The 14,410-nt window shown below is 71.7% G+C and carries 14 protein-coding genes; 7 read left to right on the top strand and 7 right to left on the bottom strand.

Annotated elements, in window-relative coordinates:
* Positions 1–49 precede the first annotated feature (49 nt).
* Both Dsi01nite_RS26755 and Dsi01nite_RS26760 read right to left on the bottom strand, forming a co-directional pair.
* Positions 50–1,279 carry a hypothetical protein gene (locus Dsi01nite_RS26755; RefSeq protein ID WP_203849029.1) on the bottom strand — a complete coding sequence of 410 codons (1,230 nt, stop codon included), beginning with the start codon at positions 1,277–1,279 and terminating at the stop codon, positions 50–52.
* A gap of 88 nt (positions 1,280–1,367) precedes the next feature.
* Complete coding sequence (locus tag Dsi01nite_RS26760; protein ID WP_239136190.1) at positions 1,368–2,369, bottom strand: RNA polymerase subunit sigma-70; 1,002 nt, start codon at positions 2,367–2,369, stop codon at positions 1,368–1,370.
* Positions 2,370–2,521: 152 nt separating this feature from the next.
* Between Dsi01nite_RS26760 and Dsi01nite_RS26765 the strand changes: the two genes are divergently transcribed.
* Together Dsi01nite_RS26765 and Dsi01nite_RS26770 are read left to right on the top strand one after the other, a co-directional pair.
* Positions 2,522–3,067, top strand: a complete 546-nt coding sequence (locus Dsi01nite_RS26765) for a dihydrofolate reductase family protein (protein ID WP_203849031.1) — start codon at positions 2,522–2,524, stop codon at positions 3,065–3,067.
* A 318-nt stretch (positions 3,068–3,385) separates the two neighbouring features.
* Positions 3,386–3,643 (top strand): hypothetical protein, encoded by a 258-nt coding sequence (locus Dsi01nite_RS26770; protein ID WP_203849032.1) that lies wholly within the window; start codon positions 3,386–3,388, stop codon positions 3,641–3,643.
* A 93-nt stretch (positions 3,644–3,736) separates the two neighbouring features.
* On the opposite strand, the gene Dsi01nite_RS26775 is transcribed toward Dsi01nite_RS26770, so the two are convergent.
* On the bottom strand, positions 3,737–4,291 hold the full coding sequence (locus tag Dsi01nite_RS26775) for a DUF4360 domain-containing protein (RefSeq protein WP_373318840.1): 555 nt from the start codon (positions 4,289–4,291) through the stop codon (positions 3,737–3,739).
* On the opposite strand from Dsi01nite_RS26775, the gene Dsi01nite_RS58930 reads away from it, so the two are divergent.
* Both Dsi01nite_RS58930 and Dsi01nite_RS26780 read left to right on the top strand, forming a co-directional pair.
* Positions 4,185–4,415 carry a hypothetical protein gene (locus tag Dsi01nite_RS58930; protein ID WP_373318841.1) on the top strand — a complete coding sequence of 77 codons (231 nt, stop codon included), beginning with the start codon at positions 4,185–4,187 and terminating at the stop codon, positions 4,413–4,415. The genes Dsi01nite_RS26775 and Dsi01nite_RS58930 overlap by 107 nt on opposite strands.
* Before the next feature lie 303 nt (positions 4,416–4,718).
* The gene (locus tag Dsi01nite_RS26780; protein ID WP_203849034.1) at positions 4,719–5,384 is read left to right on the top strand and encodes a hemerythrin domain-containing protein; all 666 of its coding nucleotides are present in this window, start codon (positions 4,719–4,721) and stop codon (positions 5,382–5,384) included.
* Here Dsi01nite_RS26780 and Dsi01nite_RS26785 read toward each other — a convergent pair.
* Positions 5,350–7,770: an ATP-binding protein gene (locus tag Dsi01nite_RS26785; RefSeq protein ID WP_203849035.1), complete on the bottom strand. Its 2,421-nt coding sequence runs from the start codon at positions 7,768–7,770 to the stop codon at positions 5,350–5,352. The two genes, Dsi01nite_RS26780 and Dsi01nite_RS26785, sit on opposite strands and share 35 nt — an antisense overlap.
* A gap of 257 nt (positions 7,771–8,027) precedes the next feature.
* Between Dsi01nite_RS26785 and Dsi01nite_RS26790 the strand changes: the two genes are divergently transcribed.
* Positions 8,028–8,387, top strand: coding sequence for a hypothetical protein (locus tag Dsi01nite_RS26790; protein ID WP_203849036.1), 360 nt, complete (start codon positions 8,028–8,030; stop codon positions 8,385–8,387).
* 15 nt (positions 8,388–8,402) lie between these two features.
* Here the strand turns inward: Dsi01nite_RS26790 and Dsi01nite_RS26795 are convergent, their stop codons facing one another.
* Both Dsi01nite_RS26795 and Dsi01nite_RS26800 read right to left on the bottom strand, forming a co-directional pair.
* A complete protein-coding gene (locus tag Dsi01nite_RS26795; RefSeq protein ID WP_203849037.1) occupies positions 8,403–8,804 on the bottom strand; it encodes a DUF8820 family protein in 402 nt (133 codons plus the stop codon).
* A gap of 25 nt (positions 8,805–8,829) precedes the next feature.
* Positions 8,830–9,969: a DUF6745 domain-containing protein gene (locus tag Dsi01nite_RS26800; RefSeq protein WP_203849038.1), complete on the bottom strand. Its 1,140-nt coding sequence runs from the start codon at positions 9,967–9,969 to the stop codon at positions 8,830–8,832.
* A 62-nt stretch (positions 9,970–10,031) separates the two neighbouring features.
* Here Dsi01nite_RS26800 and Dsi01nite_RS26805 point away from each other — a divergent pair, with 62 nt between their 5' ends.
* Positions 10,032–10,937, top strand: coding sequence for a leucine-rich repeat domain-containing protein (locus tag Dsi01nite_RS26805; RefSeq protein WP_203849039.1), 906 nt, complete (start codon positions 10,032–10,034; stop codon positions 10,935–10,937).
* Positions 10,934–12,799 (top strand): hypothetical protein, encoded by a 1,866-nt coding sequence (locus tag Dsi01nite_RS26810; RefSeq protein WP_203849040.1) that lies wholly within the window; start codon positions 10,934–10,936, stop codon positions 12,797–12,799. Before Dsi01nite_RS26805 ends, Dsi01nite_RS26810 begins: the two co-directional genes overlap by 4 nt.
* Positions 12,800–12,893: 94 nt before the next feature.
* Here the strand turns inward: Dsi01nite_RS26810 and Dsi01nite_RS26815 are convergent, their stop codons facing one another.
* Entirely contained in the window at positions 12,894–14,066 is a 1,173-nt protein-coding gene (locus Dsi01nite_RS26815) for a CapA family protein (protein ID WP_203849041.1), read from the bottom strand.
* Positions 14,067–14,410 lie beyond the last annotated feature (344 nt).

Genomic DNA, 14,410 nt, shown 5'->3' on the forward strand with positions numbered 1-14,410 from the left:
ATGGCCGCGATCGGGAGGCCGCCGAATCCGAGCGGGCGGACTGACCACGTCAGTGCCAGGTGTCGGGCAGCACCGCGAACTGATCCGGGACACGGGTCTGCCACCCGGGCAGTGCCCGGACCCGGGTCTGCCCCTCTTCGACGGTGTCGTAGACGCGCTCGCCGACGATGAAGTCCCGGGCCACGTCACCGGGTCCGCTGTAGACGACGACATGATGGTCCGTCTGCTGGTGGCTGCCGTCGGCGTCGGGGACAGAGTAGGTATGGGTGAACTTACGCACGGCGACCCCTTCGACGTGCGTGCGGGTCCGCTCGAAGTCGCGCCGCCGTCGCCGCATCAGCGCGGCGCGATAGAGCCCCACGAGCAGCCGCAGCGCGAGGGCACCGAAGTACACGGAGAGCAGGGGCATGGCGAGGTCGCCCAGATCCCACCTGTCGGAGGTGGACACGAGGCTGAGCAGCCCGGCCGTCCACAGGATCGCGGCGCCGTAGACGATCCAGGCCGGCCAGGCGCTGAACCGGATGATCGGCGGCTCCTGGATCCGCCACTGCCGCCAGCCACCCCGGTCGTCGTGGACCCAGCCGGTGCTGTTGTCCCGCGGGGCGGTCAGCGGGCTGTCGGGCACCTGGCCGGCCGGCCCGGCGGCCGCCGCACCGGCGCGGGTCAGGACGAGCTTGCGCAGTGTCGCCTGGAGCAGCCACGCGTGCGCTCCGCCACTGAACAGGACGGAGCAAATGATCACTGCGAGGCGGGTGTCGCCCTCCAACGCCAGCACGGCGTAGGTCACCGGGGCCAGCGTGCCGCCGGCGACGAGCAGGAAGTACACGGGCCTGGCGATCCGGTCGCGGATGAAGCCACGACTGCGGGCGTCCCCGATGACGGCGTTGCTGAAGCCGTCCCAGCTCTCCGCCGCCCCTGGGCCTTCGCGGAGCACGTGCAGCGGAGCTGACCGCGCGGCACTTCTGCCCACCACTGCGGAGACGTGCCGCAGCACCTGCTCCTCGCCCTGGCTCAGCGGCCGGCCGTCACCGGGCCCGAGCCCGACCTGATCGCCGTGATTGTCGAACCAGCCCCGGCGCAGCATGCTCGCGTACGTGGCGTCCACGGCCGGGACGACCCAGCCCTTGACCCGCATCGCCAGCATGACCTGGATCGCGGGCGGGAGCGACACGTCGGCCGTGCTGCGTCTCGGTCGTGGCGGCCAGGTGAGCATCAGCGTCGCCGCGTAGGCGACGATCCAGCCTGCTTCGATCACCGCCGCGATGAAGAGGTCGCTCACGCGCGCAGGGTAACGACCTCACGCAATGCGTTCAGCGTTCGCAGCTCAGCTTGTCGAGCCCCGAGCAGCAGGCGCCGGCCGCCGGAGGTCACGCCGGCAGCGATCGGGGGAGCCCGAACGCCGGCAGGACGGTGTTCTCGAAGCGGGTGTAGCCGCGGATCCGGTCGCCGGCAAGGGTGAGCACGAGCAGGCCGGCGGCGTGGCGGGCGCCGGTCGAGGTGTGTGGGTAGACGCCGAACGCCGGCTGCCCGTTGGCCCGCGTCGGCACCAGGTCGACCGCCCTGCCCACGCGGACGATGCTGGCGTAGAACCTCGCGGCGTCCTCGCGGCCGTGGTATTCGAACGGCATCGGTGGCATCGTGACGAAGACGTCGTCGGTGAGCAGGGCGATCAGCGCGTCGAGGTCGGCGGATTCGTAGGCGCGGACGAATCCCGCCACGATCGCCTGTTCCGCGGGTGAGCCTGCGACCGGTGCCTGTTCGCGTTCGGCGCGGGTCGGCACGCGGTGCTGGAGGCCGGCACGGGCCCGTTTGAGGGCGCTGTTGACCGAGTCGAGGGTCGCGTCGAGCATCTCGGCGACCTCATCGGCGTGGTATCCGAGCACGTCACGCAGGACGAGGACGGCGACCTGGCGGGGTGGCAGCAACTGCAACGCGGTCACGAAGGCCAGGGACATGGCTTCGGTCTGCTCGTAGCGGGCTTCGGGGCCCGGCGCGCTGACGGTGCTGTCGAGCAGCACGTCCGGGTACGGCTGGAGCCAGACGACCTCGCCGAGCCGCGTCGGCTCGGGTGCGGTCGTGCCGGGGACGCTCCATTCCTTCGCGGCCCGCCGGCCGGCGGCGCGCAAAGCGCTCAGGCACCGGTTCGTGGCGATCCGGTAGAGCCAGGTGCGCACCGACGCGCGCCGCTCGAAGCCTCCGAGCGCCTGCCACGCCGCCAGGAGCGTGTCCTGCAGGGCGTCCTCGGCGTCCTGGAAGGAACCGAGCATCCGGTAGCAGTGCACGTGCAGCTCCCGGCGGTACGGCTCGGTCAGATCCCGGAACGCGTCACCGTCGCCGGCCAGTGCCTTCGCCATCAGATCGGTTGCCAACCTGTTCGCTCCGTCCCGTGCGCGCCGCGCCACTCGTGGCCCCATCCAGTGTTGACGCCCGCGCTGGCCCGAACTGGGCGGTCACCGGACGCCCAGTTCGCGGACATCACCGCGTCTGCATCGTCGGTACTTCCTACGAAGGGGATCGTGAGATGCGAAGAGTCATCGTTTCGACCTACGTGACGCTCGACGGCAGGGTCGAGGAGCTGCAGGACTGGACGACCCCGTACAACAGCGACGAGGCCGTCGCGTACCACTCCGACCTGCTGAAGGACAGCGACGGGCTGCTCCTGGGGCGCAGCACGTATGAGATCTTCGCCGCCATCTGGCCGCCGAGAGCGGGGGAGTCGGCCTACATCGACAAGATCAACAGCATGGCCAAGCACGTCGCCTCGAGGACGCTCTCCTCGGTGGGGTGGCAGAACTCCCACCTCATCGAGGGCGACGTCGCCGAAGGTGTCGACAAGCTCAAGCGTCAACCCGGACAGAACCTCGTCGTGTACGGCTGCCGCGACCTCATGCAGACGTTGCAGCAGCATGATCTCATCGACGAGTACCGGTTCCTGGTGCACCCGGTCCTGCTCGGGAGAGGCCGGACCCTGCTGCCTGACGGTGCGCCGACGGTCCGCCTCGACCTCGTCGACCACACCGTCATCTCGCCCGGCGTGACCGTACTCAGGTATCAGCCGGCGCGGTAGACGCGGCCACCGGCCGAGGGGCGGCGACCGGAGCGGGCGTGCAGCCCGGCCGGTCACCGGCCCGGCAGGTTCAGTCGGCGACCAGCCGCGTCTCCCGGTCGCCGACGGCGTCCGCGGTGTAGCAGACGGCGCCGGTGGCGAGCAGCAGGTGGGTGCCGGATCCGGGCCACCACCGGCACCCGCAGCGCGAACCTGGTCTACGACCAGGCCGGCACGACCCGCTCCGTCACGACCCTCGACGGGACCCTCACCACCTACACCGCCGACGGTGAAGGACTGCGGCAGTCACGCGCCCAGAACGGCGCCACCGCACGCTTCGTGTGGGCCCAGGCCGGCGGCCTGCCGCTGCTGCTCGACGACGGCGGCCACCGCTACCTGCACGGCAACGGCATCACCCCATACGCCCAGGTCGCCACCGACGGCACCATCGAGTGCCTGCACACCGGCGCCCTCGGATCGGTCCGCACCATCACCGACGCCGCAGACACCGTCGTGGCCACCAACACCTTCGGCTGCGGCGTGACCCTGGTGCCGACGCTGACCCTGCTGGTCGACCTCACCCACCAACGACACTGACCCGTGCCCGCCATGTCATGCGCGGTGGCACCCACCATCCACACGGGTTGGTGGGTGCCGGCGTGCTGAGCGAAAGGTCCCGCCGGTGGCCCGTTAGGAGCAGCGCTTCCAAGCGAACTGGTACACCGTGCTGAAGGCGCCGTCGGTGGAGTCCATGCTCATGAAGCTGGTGGTCTTCTTCGGGTTGGACCGGCCGGCGTTGACCCGCAGTTCGGTGTTGATGTTGAGGTTGCGCTGTTCGCCGCAGGGTTCGAACACGAGGGCGGTCACACCGACGGTGTCCTTGGTCTGCCAGTTGTCGTCGAGCGGGCCGTTGAAGGGGTGCGTGGCCCGGGCCGTCTGCGAGTTGCCCTGGAAGTAGTAACTGGCCACGGCCGTGCCGGTGGCGCCGCGCTCGAGGTGGGCGTAGCCGCGGTAGTCGGCTTCGGCAATGGCATACGTGAACCCCTGCGGGATGTGCACGTCGAGGGCGAGCTGGCAGTTCTTCCGGAAGTCGGTGGGTTTCGTGCCGACTCCGAGCTGGGCCATGTATTCACTGTAGGTGACCGTGAACGCGCGTCGGTCGGGTGAGACGGCGACTGCGGCGCTGCCGCTCGGACACCCGGACCCGTTGGCGGTGACGACGCTGATGCTGACCTCGTTGGGCAGTGGCGGCGGCGTGGTGGCCGCGGCGGGCGCTGTGAGCGAGGAAAACAGCATGGCGCCGGCCGCGATGGTGTGGAACATGGAACCCCCGAAGATCGACGTGCCCTGGCAATCCAGAGACACGTAAAGCGATGACTAAGTCACTCTATGGAGTCAAGGTGACGAAGTCTGACGGTCCGCCATGGCCACTCGGGTCGGTGTCACACACTGAACGAAGGACCGTCAATCATACGTTCGGTCAGTCGGCGCCCAGGTGGGTCTCCCGGTCACCCTGCTCTCGCTGGAGCCGCAGTTCGTACGTGCCGGGTCCGATGGCCCCGGGAGCGCGGTGCGGACGTGTGGGGCGAGTGTGTGGGTGCTGTGGGTGGGGTGGGACGGCATCGGTCAGGAGGCTGGACGCACCAGATCCGTCCAGCCATGAGGAGCCATCGTGACCGCACTGACCCGCACTGACCGGCGTCCCGACGTCCACGAGATGGTGGTCGTCCACCGCGCCTTCCGACGGGAGTTCGGCGCCGCCGCTGACCTCGTGCGTCGCACACCCGTAGGCGACACCCGCCGCGCGAAGATCGTCGCGAGCCACCTGCGCCTCTGTACCGCCGGCCTCGAGATGCACCACACCGGCGAGGACGTCGTGCTCTGGCCGCTGCTGCTCGAGCGGGCCGCGCCGTCGACCGGGCTCGTCGAGACGATGCAGGCCCAGCACCACAGCATCGACGGGCACGTCGAGGCAATTGCCCCGGCCCTCGCCACCTGGGAGGCTGCTCCGAGCGAAGCCGCCGGTGAGCACCTCGCGACCCTCTGCGAGCGGTTCACGGCAGCCCTGATCGAGCACCTCGATCTCGAGGAGCGAGAGGTGCTGCCGCTGGCCTCGCGCCACGTCACCGCAGTCGAGTGGAACCAGATGGGACAGCACGGCAAGGATACGATGACCCCCAGTCAGCTGCCGATCATGTTCGGCCTGGTGCTCCAGGACGCCGACGACGAGGAGCGCGCCCGCATGCTCGGCAACCTTCCGCTGCCGATCCGGTTCCTGCTGAAGACCGTCGGCGCCTGGCAGTTCAAGCGCTACGTCCGCGGCCTGCGCGCGTCGTAACCACCGCGGCACGGGCTTGGATCTCGGTATCACTCGCGGCGCGCCCGGCGTCCCACGCGTGGGTGAACCGCAGTTCCCCGAGGGCGGCTCGGGTGGCGTCGAGCCCGCGGTCGGACAGCGCCCGCGAGACCGGGAAGGTGGGGTCGACGGCATCGGCCGCCGAAATCGAGGCGCCCGCCCCGAAGAGCCAGGCCGCGGATACCGGGTCGCCCACCCGTTGCGCAAGGCTCGCCAGGGCGGGCAGCGCGTATCCGAGGGTCCAGCTCATCCGGGCGGCGAGCGACAGGGCTACCGCTTCACCGAGCAGCGTGGCGGTCGCCGGCTCGTCGCCGAGCAGCTCGGTGAGCGTGGCGTGCACGTTGAGCGCGGTGGCCAGGGTGAAGGCATTGCCGATCTCGCGGGCCGCACGCACCACCGTTGGCAGGATCAGCCCGGCCGTTGCGAGATCATTTGCGACGAGGGCGAGCTGGCACTGCGCGAGCCGGGTGTGCACGGCCACCCAACGACGACCGGCGGCCTCCGCCTGCACCAGCGCGCGGGCCAGCAGCTCATCGGCGTCGTCGAGGGCACCGGCGAAGACCGCCGCCTGGCCGGCCAAGGTCAGGAGCTCGCACGTCACGGCCGGCTCGGCCACCCGACCGGCCAACGCCACCGCGACGTGGGCGTCGCTGCGCATCGAGACGGTGTCGCCGGCGAGCAACTGCAGCCCGAGCCGGCCGGTCAGGGCGCGGCAGCGTGCGACGTCGGAGGCCCCTGGTCCGATCCGCTCCAGCCAGGCGAGTCCCTCGCGGGCGTGACCGCGCAGCGCGAGGTAGAGCCAGATGCTCCCGGCGAGCTCGGCGGCGTCCCCGTCCCGATCGAGCTCGAGCAGCCGTAGGTAGGCCGAGCGCAGGTTGGCGTGGTCGGCATCGAGCCGGTTGAGCACGGCCACGAGGTCCGGCCCGTCGAGCAGTGCAGCGGATGCTGTGGCCCGCGCGTGGAAGTGCGCGGCGTGCCGGTCGGCGGTCGCGGTGGCCAGCCCCGATGCATGAAGCCGCTGCATCGCGAACTGCCGCACCGGCTCGAGCAGCCGGAAGCGTGGCTGCTGGTCGGGCGACGGCGCACGAAGCACCAGCGACTGGTCGACGAGCGCACCGAGGGCAGGCAGCACGTCGGCGCCCTCTTCGGTGACGGCCTCGATCGAGTCGAGGGAGAACCCGCCGCTGAGGACTGCCAGTCGCTCGAAGAGGGCGATCTCCTCGGGCTCGAGGAGATCCATGCTCCACTCGAGCACCGCAGCCATCGTGCGGTGCCGCTCGGGCAGGTCTCGCAGGCTCGCGCCGGGGCCCGGCTGCTCCAGCCGGGTGAGGAGGGCCCACGGCGAGAGCAGCCGCAGGCCGGGCGCCGCGAGTTCGACCGCGAGGGGGAGGCCGTCGAGCCGCCGGACGATTGCGGCCAGGGCGGGAGCGTCGGCGTCGGTGACGACCGTGGGGGACCCGGCGGCCGCGGCCCGGTCGAGGAGCAGGGCGACGGCGGGCGAGGAGGCCACCGCGTCCACGTCGTCTGCGGCGGGTGTGGTGAGCGGCCCCAGCACGAACTCGTGCTCGGCGCGCACCCGTAGTGGCGCCCGGCTGGTCGCCACCACGACGAGATCAGGGCAGCGCGCCACGAGGCCGGCGAGCACCGGCGCCGCCTTTGTCAGCTGCTCCAGGTTGTCGAGCACCAGCAGCACCCGCAGGCCGATCAGGTGAGGGACGAGCGCGTCGAGGGGCTCGATGCCGACCGCGTCGGGCAGCCCGAGAGCCGCGGCGATCCTCGGCACGACGAGCGTCGGCTCCCGCACCGCCGAAAGGTCGACGCCTTGGGCGCCGCCGGGGAAGTCCGGCGCCGCGAGGTGTAGCACCTCCATCGCGAGTCGCGTCTTGCCCACCCCACCGGGGCCGGTGATCGTCACGAGCCGGCGCGTGCCCGAACTGATGACGGCCAGCAGTTCGGCGAGCTCGCCGTCGCGCCCGATGCATGGTGTCATCGGGCCCGCTGGGGCGTAGCGGGAACCGTTGGGCGCCGGTAACGAGCCAGGGGATGCGGTGCCCTGGGTGGCTGACGGTGAGGCCGGGCTGCTCAACGTGAGTGCGGCGGGTGGGGTCGGCCCGACCCGCGGCGTGGTGTCCCGACCGGGGACCGCGGCGACGAGGGCAGCCCGGTCGTCGTCACCGAGGGCGAGTCCGTCGGCGAGCGAGCGCACAGTGTGTGGGTAGGGTCGGCGCCGTTCGCCGCGTTCGAGGGCACCGATCGCCTTCGCCGTGAGGCCCGCCCGCTCGGCGAGCTCCTCCTGGGTCAGCGACCGCGACTCGCGCAGGCGGCGCAGCACGACGGCGAAGTCGCCGGATGCCGCCACTGCCTCCACAGCGCAGATGTTAGCCCGTACGGTGCCGTGCGCAGCAGCGACTTGAGACGGCGACCGGCTGTGGTGCCGGTGTGGACCTGCTGTGGGTGGGATGGCGCCCGGCCCGGCCCGAGGCTGGGGATCGACGGCATCCTGCCTTCACGACGAGAGGACAAACCATGGCCACGGCACCAACCACCCCCCACGACACCACCGCTGGTGGACGCACGGCAACCGGCCGCCGGACGAGCGCGCGGACGGCGTCGTACGGCCGGCACATGTCGAACGTGCTCATCGCTGCCTTCACCCTGTCGGCGGGGCACACCGTCTATGCGAGGGTCGAGGGCATCGAGGACCCGACGTTCACCGTGACCACCCCGCTCGCGTGGGCGTTCTACGTCGTGGGGTTCGGGTCGGCGGTGCTGGCCAGGCGGACCGGGCGCGTGGCGCAGGTGTCGGTGCTCGCCTACCTCGCGACGCTGTTGTTCGTCTCCGTCTTCTACTACCCGACGACGTTCGGGCCGCAGCAGCAGACGACGTTCGGGTGGTTCGAGAACGACGTCTACGTCGGGCTGCTCGTCACGGCGACGTACCTCGGGGTGCAGCGATTGCGGCGCACGACGCTCACCCCGCAGTGACGTCGATGGGGCGGCTCAGTCGGCGACCAGCCGCGTCTCCCGGTCGCCCTGCTCGCGCTGGCGTCGCAGCTCGTACGTGCCGGGGCCGATCCCGCTGAAGGCGTGTTCGGGGTGGGCCAGGTAAGCGGTCGCGCCCTCCTCGACGGTGAGGACGCCGAGCACCGTACCGAAGGCGTCCGGGGTGTAGCAGACGGTGCCGGTGGCGAGCAGGAGGTGGGTGTTGGCGCCGGCCTCGCCGCGCACCACGGCGACGCCGCCGGCCGGGACGGGCGTGCGCGACGGCGTCCGTTCGGCCGGGATGACCGCCACGTCACCCTGGAACTGCAGGCCCGACAGGATCGGGATGTCGGCCTGCCGGTCGAGGTGCGGGTCGACGGTGACACCGAAGGCGGCGATGGCCTCTTCGACGGTGGGCATGGCTGGCAGCTCCTTTTGCAGGGGATCAGGTGCGTCGTTGTGCCGTGGCGTACTGCGCGGGCGTCAGTCCGTACGTCCACGCCGCGGCGGTGATCGGGTCGTCGCAGTTGGCGGGGACGGTCAGGCCGAAGCGGCGGCGGGTGCCGTCGCGTTCGACGGTGCCGTTGGTGCACAGCAGGACCCGCACGTGGTTGGTGAAGATGCCGGATGGTACGTCGTGCAGGGTGAGGGTCTGACCCGGGTTTCCGGGGTCGTCGGCGGGCGGCCCGATCTGCGCGAGGCCCGCGTCGGCGACGAAACGGTCCCAGCCGCGGCGCTCGATGGCGCAGCGGCGCACCTCGGCGTTGGGTTCCCGGAGGATCTCCTCGGTGCTCCACGCGTCGTCGATGACGGCGCGAGGGACGTGGACGCCGTGCCAGTAGTGCAGCCCGAAGCCGTCGGCCCAGACGACCGCGGGTCCGTCGGCGCGGTGCGGGCGGCGCAGCATCCGCGGGTCGGGCTCGAGGTGCAGTTCGGCCGGCGGCGGGCAGAGCATGACGAAGTGCCGGAACGGCCACCACCACCAGCCGTCGCGGGTCGACGGCGGGTCCTCCTCGGGAGGCGGGCCGTCCGGCCAGCACTGGTCGACGAGCCGCAACCAGGCGGTATGGCGCCGGCCGGGCAGGTGCGCCTGCCACAGCGTGCGGATGTGGCCGCGGAGCGTGTCCTGCAACGGCCCGCCGACGGCAGCGTCGACCGCGGCTCGCACCGCCGCGTCCGTCGCCTCGAACACGACGTCGAGCACGCCGGTCAGCGGCTCGCGGCGAGGCGTCGCCGAGCCCGTCGCGGCGCCGATGACGGCGGTGACCGAAGTGTGCAGCGCTGTCGCCGCCGCACCGTGCACCGGGTCGTGGACCGAACCGTCCGTGGCGGCCCCGACCGCGGCCCGGACCGCGTCGCCCACCCCGCGGCCCGCGCTGTCGTCGACCGCACGGTAGACCGACTCCAGGACCCGGCGGTTGCGGTGTCCGGTGTTCAGCCCGGCCGCGATCGGTGCGGCCAGCGCGCCGGTCAGCGGCGAGGGCACCCACACGACCCGATCCGGGAAGGGCACGCCAAGCTCGCGGTAACAGGCGCGGGCCGCGGACTCCCAGGCCCGCCGGCCGGGTGATGACGGTGCGTGCACCGCGACAACGTACCAACGCGGCCCCACTTGACACCTTCGGCTCCGTCACTAGATTCGACCGGATGCGGGTGTCCAGTGTCGAGGCGGCGTTGCGGGACAGCCCGGACGACCGGGACCTGTGGCTCACGTACAGCGCGGAACTGCTGGAACGCGGCGACAGCCGGGGCACGCTGATCCGGCTGGAGCTGCTGCAGGACGCCGACCGTGCCGCCGTGCGGCGCGACGTCGCCGAGCTGGTCGATCGGGACGAGGCGGCCTGGGATGACGGGCTGCCGGTCGGGGTACGGGTACGCCGCCGCCGGCACGGGTTCCCCACGGATGTCGCCGTCACGTGGAGCGACGACGTCGGTGAGACGGCCGCGCAGGTGCTCAGCGCGCCGTTCGTGACCACGCTGAGGCTCGTCGCGGACGCCGTCGACCAGGACGACCTGGACGACAAGGAGTGGGACGACGACGACTACACCTGGGACGGCGGGCCGGGGGTCGCCAACCGGCCGGGGCGCCTCGACCTGAGCGCGCTCGCCGGCCTGGACACCGGACGGCTGGTCGAGCTGGACCTCGCGTACCTCGACCTGGGACCCGACGGCGCCGAAACCCTCGCCACCGCGTTCGACCTCGGCCGGTTGCGGGCGCTCGACCTGCGGTACTGCCGCATCGGCGACGCCGGACTGGCCGCACTGGCCGGATCGGCGCAGCTGGGCGGGCTGCGCCGGCTGCACCTGCAGCGGGACAGGATCACCGGCGCGGGCGTGCCCGCCCTGCACCGGTTCCCCGCGCTCACGGAGCTGGACCTGCGGTACAACGCCATCGGCGCGGACGGTGTGGACGTCCTGCTCGCCGCCCCGTTCGCCGCTGGGCTCACCCGGTTGTGGCTCTACGGTGCCGATGTGGGATCCGACGGTGCGCGCGCCCTGGCGCAGTCGGCGAGGCTTTCCCCGGCACTGCGGACGTTGTGGAGGTGCGTGTGAGCGTCGAACTACGGGACCGGTTCTTCGTCCTGTCCGCCGGGGACGGGTCGCCGGAGGAGGCTGAACGCTACCGGGCCGAGGTGGACGCCACCCACGCCGAGCCGGTCGCCTCCGTCGACGGGCTGGACGTGTCGTGGCACCCGACCGCCCGCTACAAGGCGGTGCGGCTCGTCGACGCCGACCGCATCGACGCGGCGGTGCGGCAGCTGTTCGCCCGGCCGGCCCCGGACGCGCCGCACCTGGCGGCGGCGTTCGCCGACCCGCACGAGCTGTCGTTGCGGACGTTCGAGAACATCGTGCCCCTGGACCGCCTCTTCGAGGACGTGGCGCTGGACGTCGAGCTGGCCGGACACGCGGACCGGGCCGAGGGCGTCCACACCTTCGAGGTGCGGCTGCCCGCCGAGGCGCGGGACCGCCTGGAGCGGCTCGACGCGCTGAACCTGTACGTGACACCGCTCAACGCGGCGTCGCGTGGCGGCGTGCGGTTCATCTTCCACTCGGCGCTGCTCGCGGAGGCGCTGACCGCGGCGGTGGCCGAGGCGCTGCCACCGGCTGCGGGGGAGGGGTTCTCCCATGTCAACCCGGTGTTCCGGTGCAACCGGTTCGAGCCGGGTGACGCCAACTTCCACCGGCACCGCGACACGCCGTACTTCGACGCGGCCCGGCGGCACGTCTCGCGGTACACGGTGCTGCTGTACCTCACCGGCGGCACCGGCGCACCGGCACTGGACCTCGGCGACGGTGCCGCGTTCGACCGCATCGACGCGTTCACGTGCGTCATCTTCGATCAGCGGCGCGAGCATGAGGGCGCCCCGTTCGACGACGGCCGCAAGGTGTTCCTGCGCACCGAGCTGGTCTTCGCCGCCGACGGGATGATCGAGTCGCCGCAGATCGGCGCGCTGTTCGGCAAAGCCTGCTATCTGACCGGGGAGAGCGTGTTCGCGCCAGAGCTGGCGCGGCAGGCCGACGACTACTTCAACCGGGTCGCCGCCGCCCACTGGCACGGCCTGCGCCCCGGACCGGTCCGCGAGACGTTCGTGCACAAGGAGTTTCGCGGTGTGCACTTCGTCGCCAACGGCTACGACTTCTGGTTCCCGCGCACGGACGCGTTGTCGCTGGCCGAGTGCGCCGCGCTGACGCTGCTGGACTACTTCAACTGCAAGGTCGGCGACACCGCGTTCCGGGCCCTGTGCCGCACGGCGGTGATCGAGGCCGACGACGCCGACTGGATCCCCGCGTTCCTGCGGGAGCACGGCAGCGGCGGCGCGACGACGCCCGTCGACAAGAGCGTGTTCTTCCCCGAGCCGGAGGAGCCGGACGGCGACATCTGCTGCCCGTTCCACTCCAGCGACATCTACGACCCCACCCGCCACGACGAGATCATCAAGGTCTACACCGGCGCGCAGTCCTTCGCGAAGGCGCACATCCTGCCCGCCCCGATCCTCATGCTCGGTGAGGAGGTGGCGCTGGACCCCGAGCAGTTCGTCGTCCAGGACGGCCGTATCCACGTGCTGGGCCGGGAGGCGCTGGCGCCGGTGAACTTCGCCGCCTGCTGGAACGACGGATCACAGCCCGACGACTACGTGACCGTCGCGGGCAAGGTCGGCGTCGCGCACTTCCTCGTGCCACCGATCCTGTACACGCAACGCGACGACCACTGGCACCTGCGGTTCGACTTCTTCCGCAACTCGTGGATGGTCGGCCACCAGCAGGGGACGGTACCGATCCCGCAGATCACGGAGCTGCAATGGGTCGACGAGGACGAGGCGGCCCCGTGGTGGCGTGCGGTGGACCGGTCTCTGGTCGACGAGCGCCATCCGCTGCCGGTCCTGGACGAATACGACGACGAGGACGAGGACTGACCGACCAGCGCCGCCACCTCCGCTGCGCTCCGGCGCCGACCTGAGCCAACACTGCACCCATGGTTCGCGGCCCCTCCGTTGCGCTCCGGACCGCTCACTGGACCATCCGCAGGCCGTCGGTCACGGCGCCGCGCAGGTCCACGTAGCCGGCGATGCGCCGGTACACGCCGCCGTAGGCGTCGCCCGCAGCGGCGACGTCGACGAGCCGGGGCTGCGGGTAGTACCGCATGAAGAACGCCCGCACGGTGACGTCGGTGACCCGCCACCGGCCGGGCGCGACCTGGGTGAACGTGAAGCGGGGCACGACCGAATCCTGGGTGTTCTCCTTCGACCCGTCCGCGAACCGGACCAGCAGGTTGCCCAGGCCGTAGGCGACCCACTTGTCGCCGATCTTCTCGAACGGCTGCACGACGTGCACGTGCATGCCGATGATCAGGTCGATGTCGGGGCTGGCCAGCAGCTCCCGGGCGAGGCCGAGCTGGCCGCGGTCGGGCTGGTTCTGATACTCCGTGCCCCAGTGCAGCGACAGGATGACGATCTCGGCGCCGGCCTGCCGGGCCGCGCGGGCCTCGGCGAGGATCTGGCCGACGTCGATCAGGTTGGCCATCCACGGCTTGCCGGTCGGCCGGTGCAGGCCGTTGAAGCTGAAGGTGTACGACAGCTGGGCGATCTTCACGCCCCGCACGTTGACGACGTCGGGAGTGGCGGCCTCCTCCGCCGTGCGGGCGGACCCGGTGTGCCGCAGCCGCACCCGGTCGAGGTTGTCCAGGGTGCGCCGCACGCCGGCCTCGCCGTAGTCGAGAGTGTGGTTCGAGGCGGTCGAGCAGGTGTCGAAGCCGCTGTCGGCCGCCGCGTCGGCGAGCTGCGGCGGTGCGCTGAAGATCGGGTAGCCGGTGAACGGGCCCTCGGGCGGGGCCAGCGGCTGCTCGATGTGGCAGATCGCGAGGTCCGCCTGCCGGACGGTCGGGGTGACCGCAGCGAGGATCTGGGTGAAGTCGTGGCCGGTCCGGCCGGCTGAACGGGCGTCGGCGGCGGCCTGTTGGCTCAGGGCGGGCTGGACGAACAGGTCGCCGGCGGCGACGACGCTGAGGTTGGCCGGCCGGGCCGGGGCGGCGAGCAAGCCCACGGGCGGCCGATCCGACGTGGCGGGCTTGCCGGGGCCGCCGACGCCGGCGGGACGGGCCGGATGCGGATGGGGGTGGATGGGCACGCCCGTCGCCGGGACGGCCAGCACGAGGCAGAGCAGGACAACGAGCGTTCTCCGCATGGCGCCACTGTCACCGGGGCGGGTGAGCGCCCACCGCGTTTCGGCCAGCAGCCATACTGCCTGTCACCCGATCGCGTCCTGGCACCGTCCGGCCCCAGGTTCCGGGACGGCTGCGGACCGTGGCGGCGATGGCTCGCTCGCCGGCAGGTGCGCGGTCCGCTCACCCCGCGGTGCCGCCGGAAGGGGTGACGCCGCCGGTGGTGTTGCAGCGGCCCGGATTGTCGGCGTGGAAGCTCTGGGCGAACCGCCGGGTGATTGCTCCTGGCCCGTCCCGGCCTGACCGCAGAGGGCTGGCCCGGTAGGACCAGCCCTCGCGTGCGGTTGGAAACTATCCGGTGAAGGTT

Origin of the sequence: Dactylosporangium siamense, assembly GCF_016862795.1 — a bacterium.
GTDB lineage: Bacteria > Actinomycetota > Actinomycetes > Mycobacteriales > Micromonosporaceae > Dactylosporangium > Dactylosporangium siamense.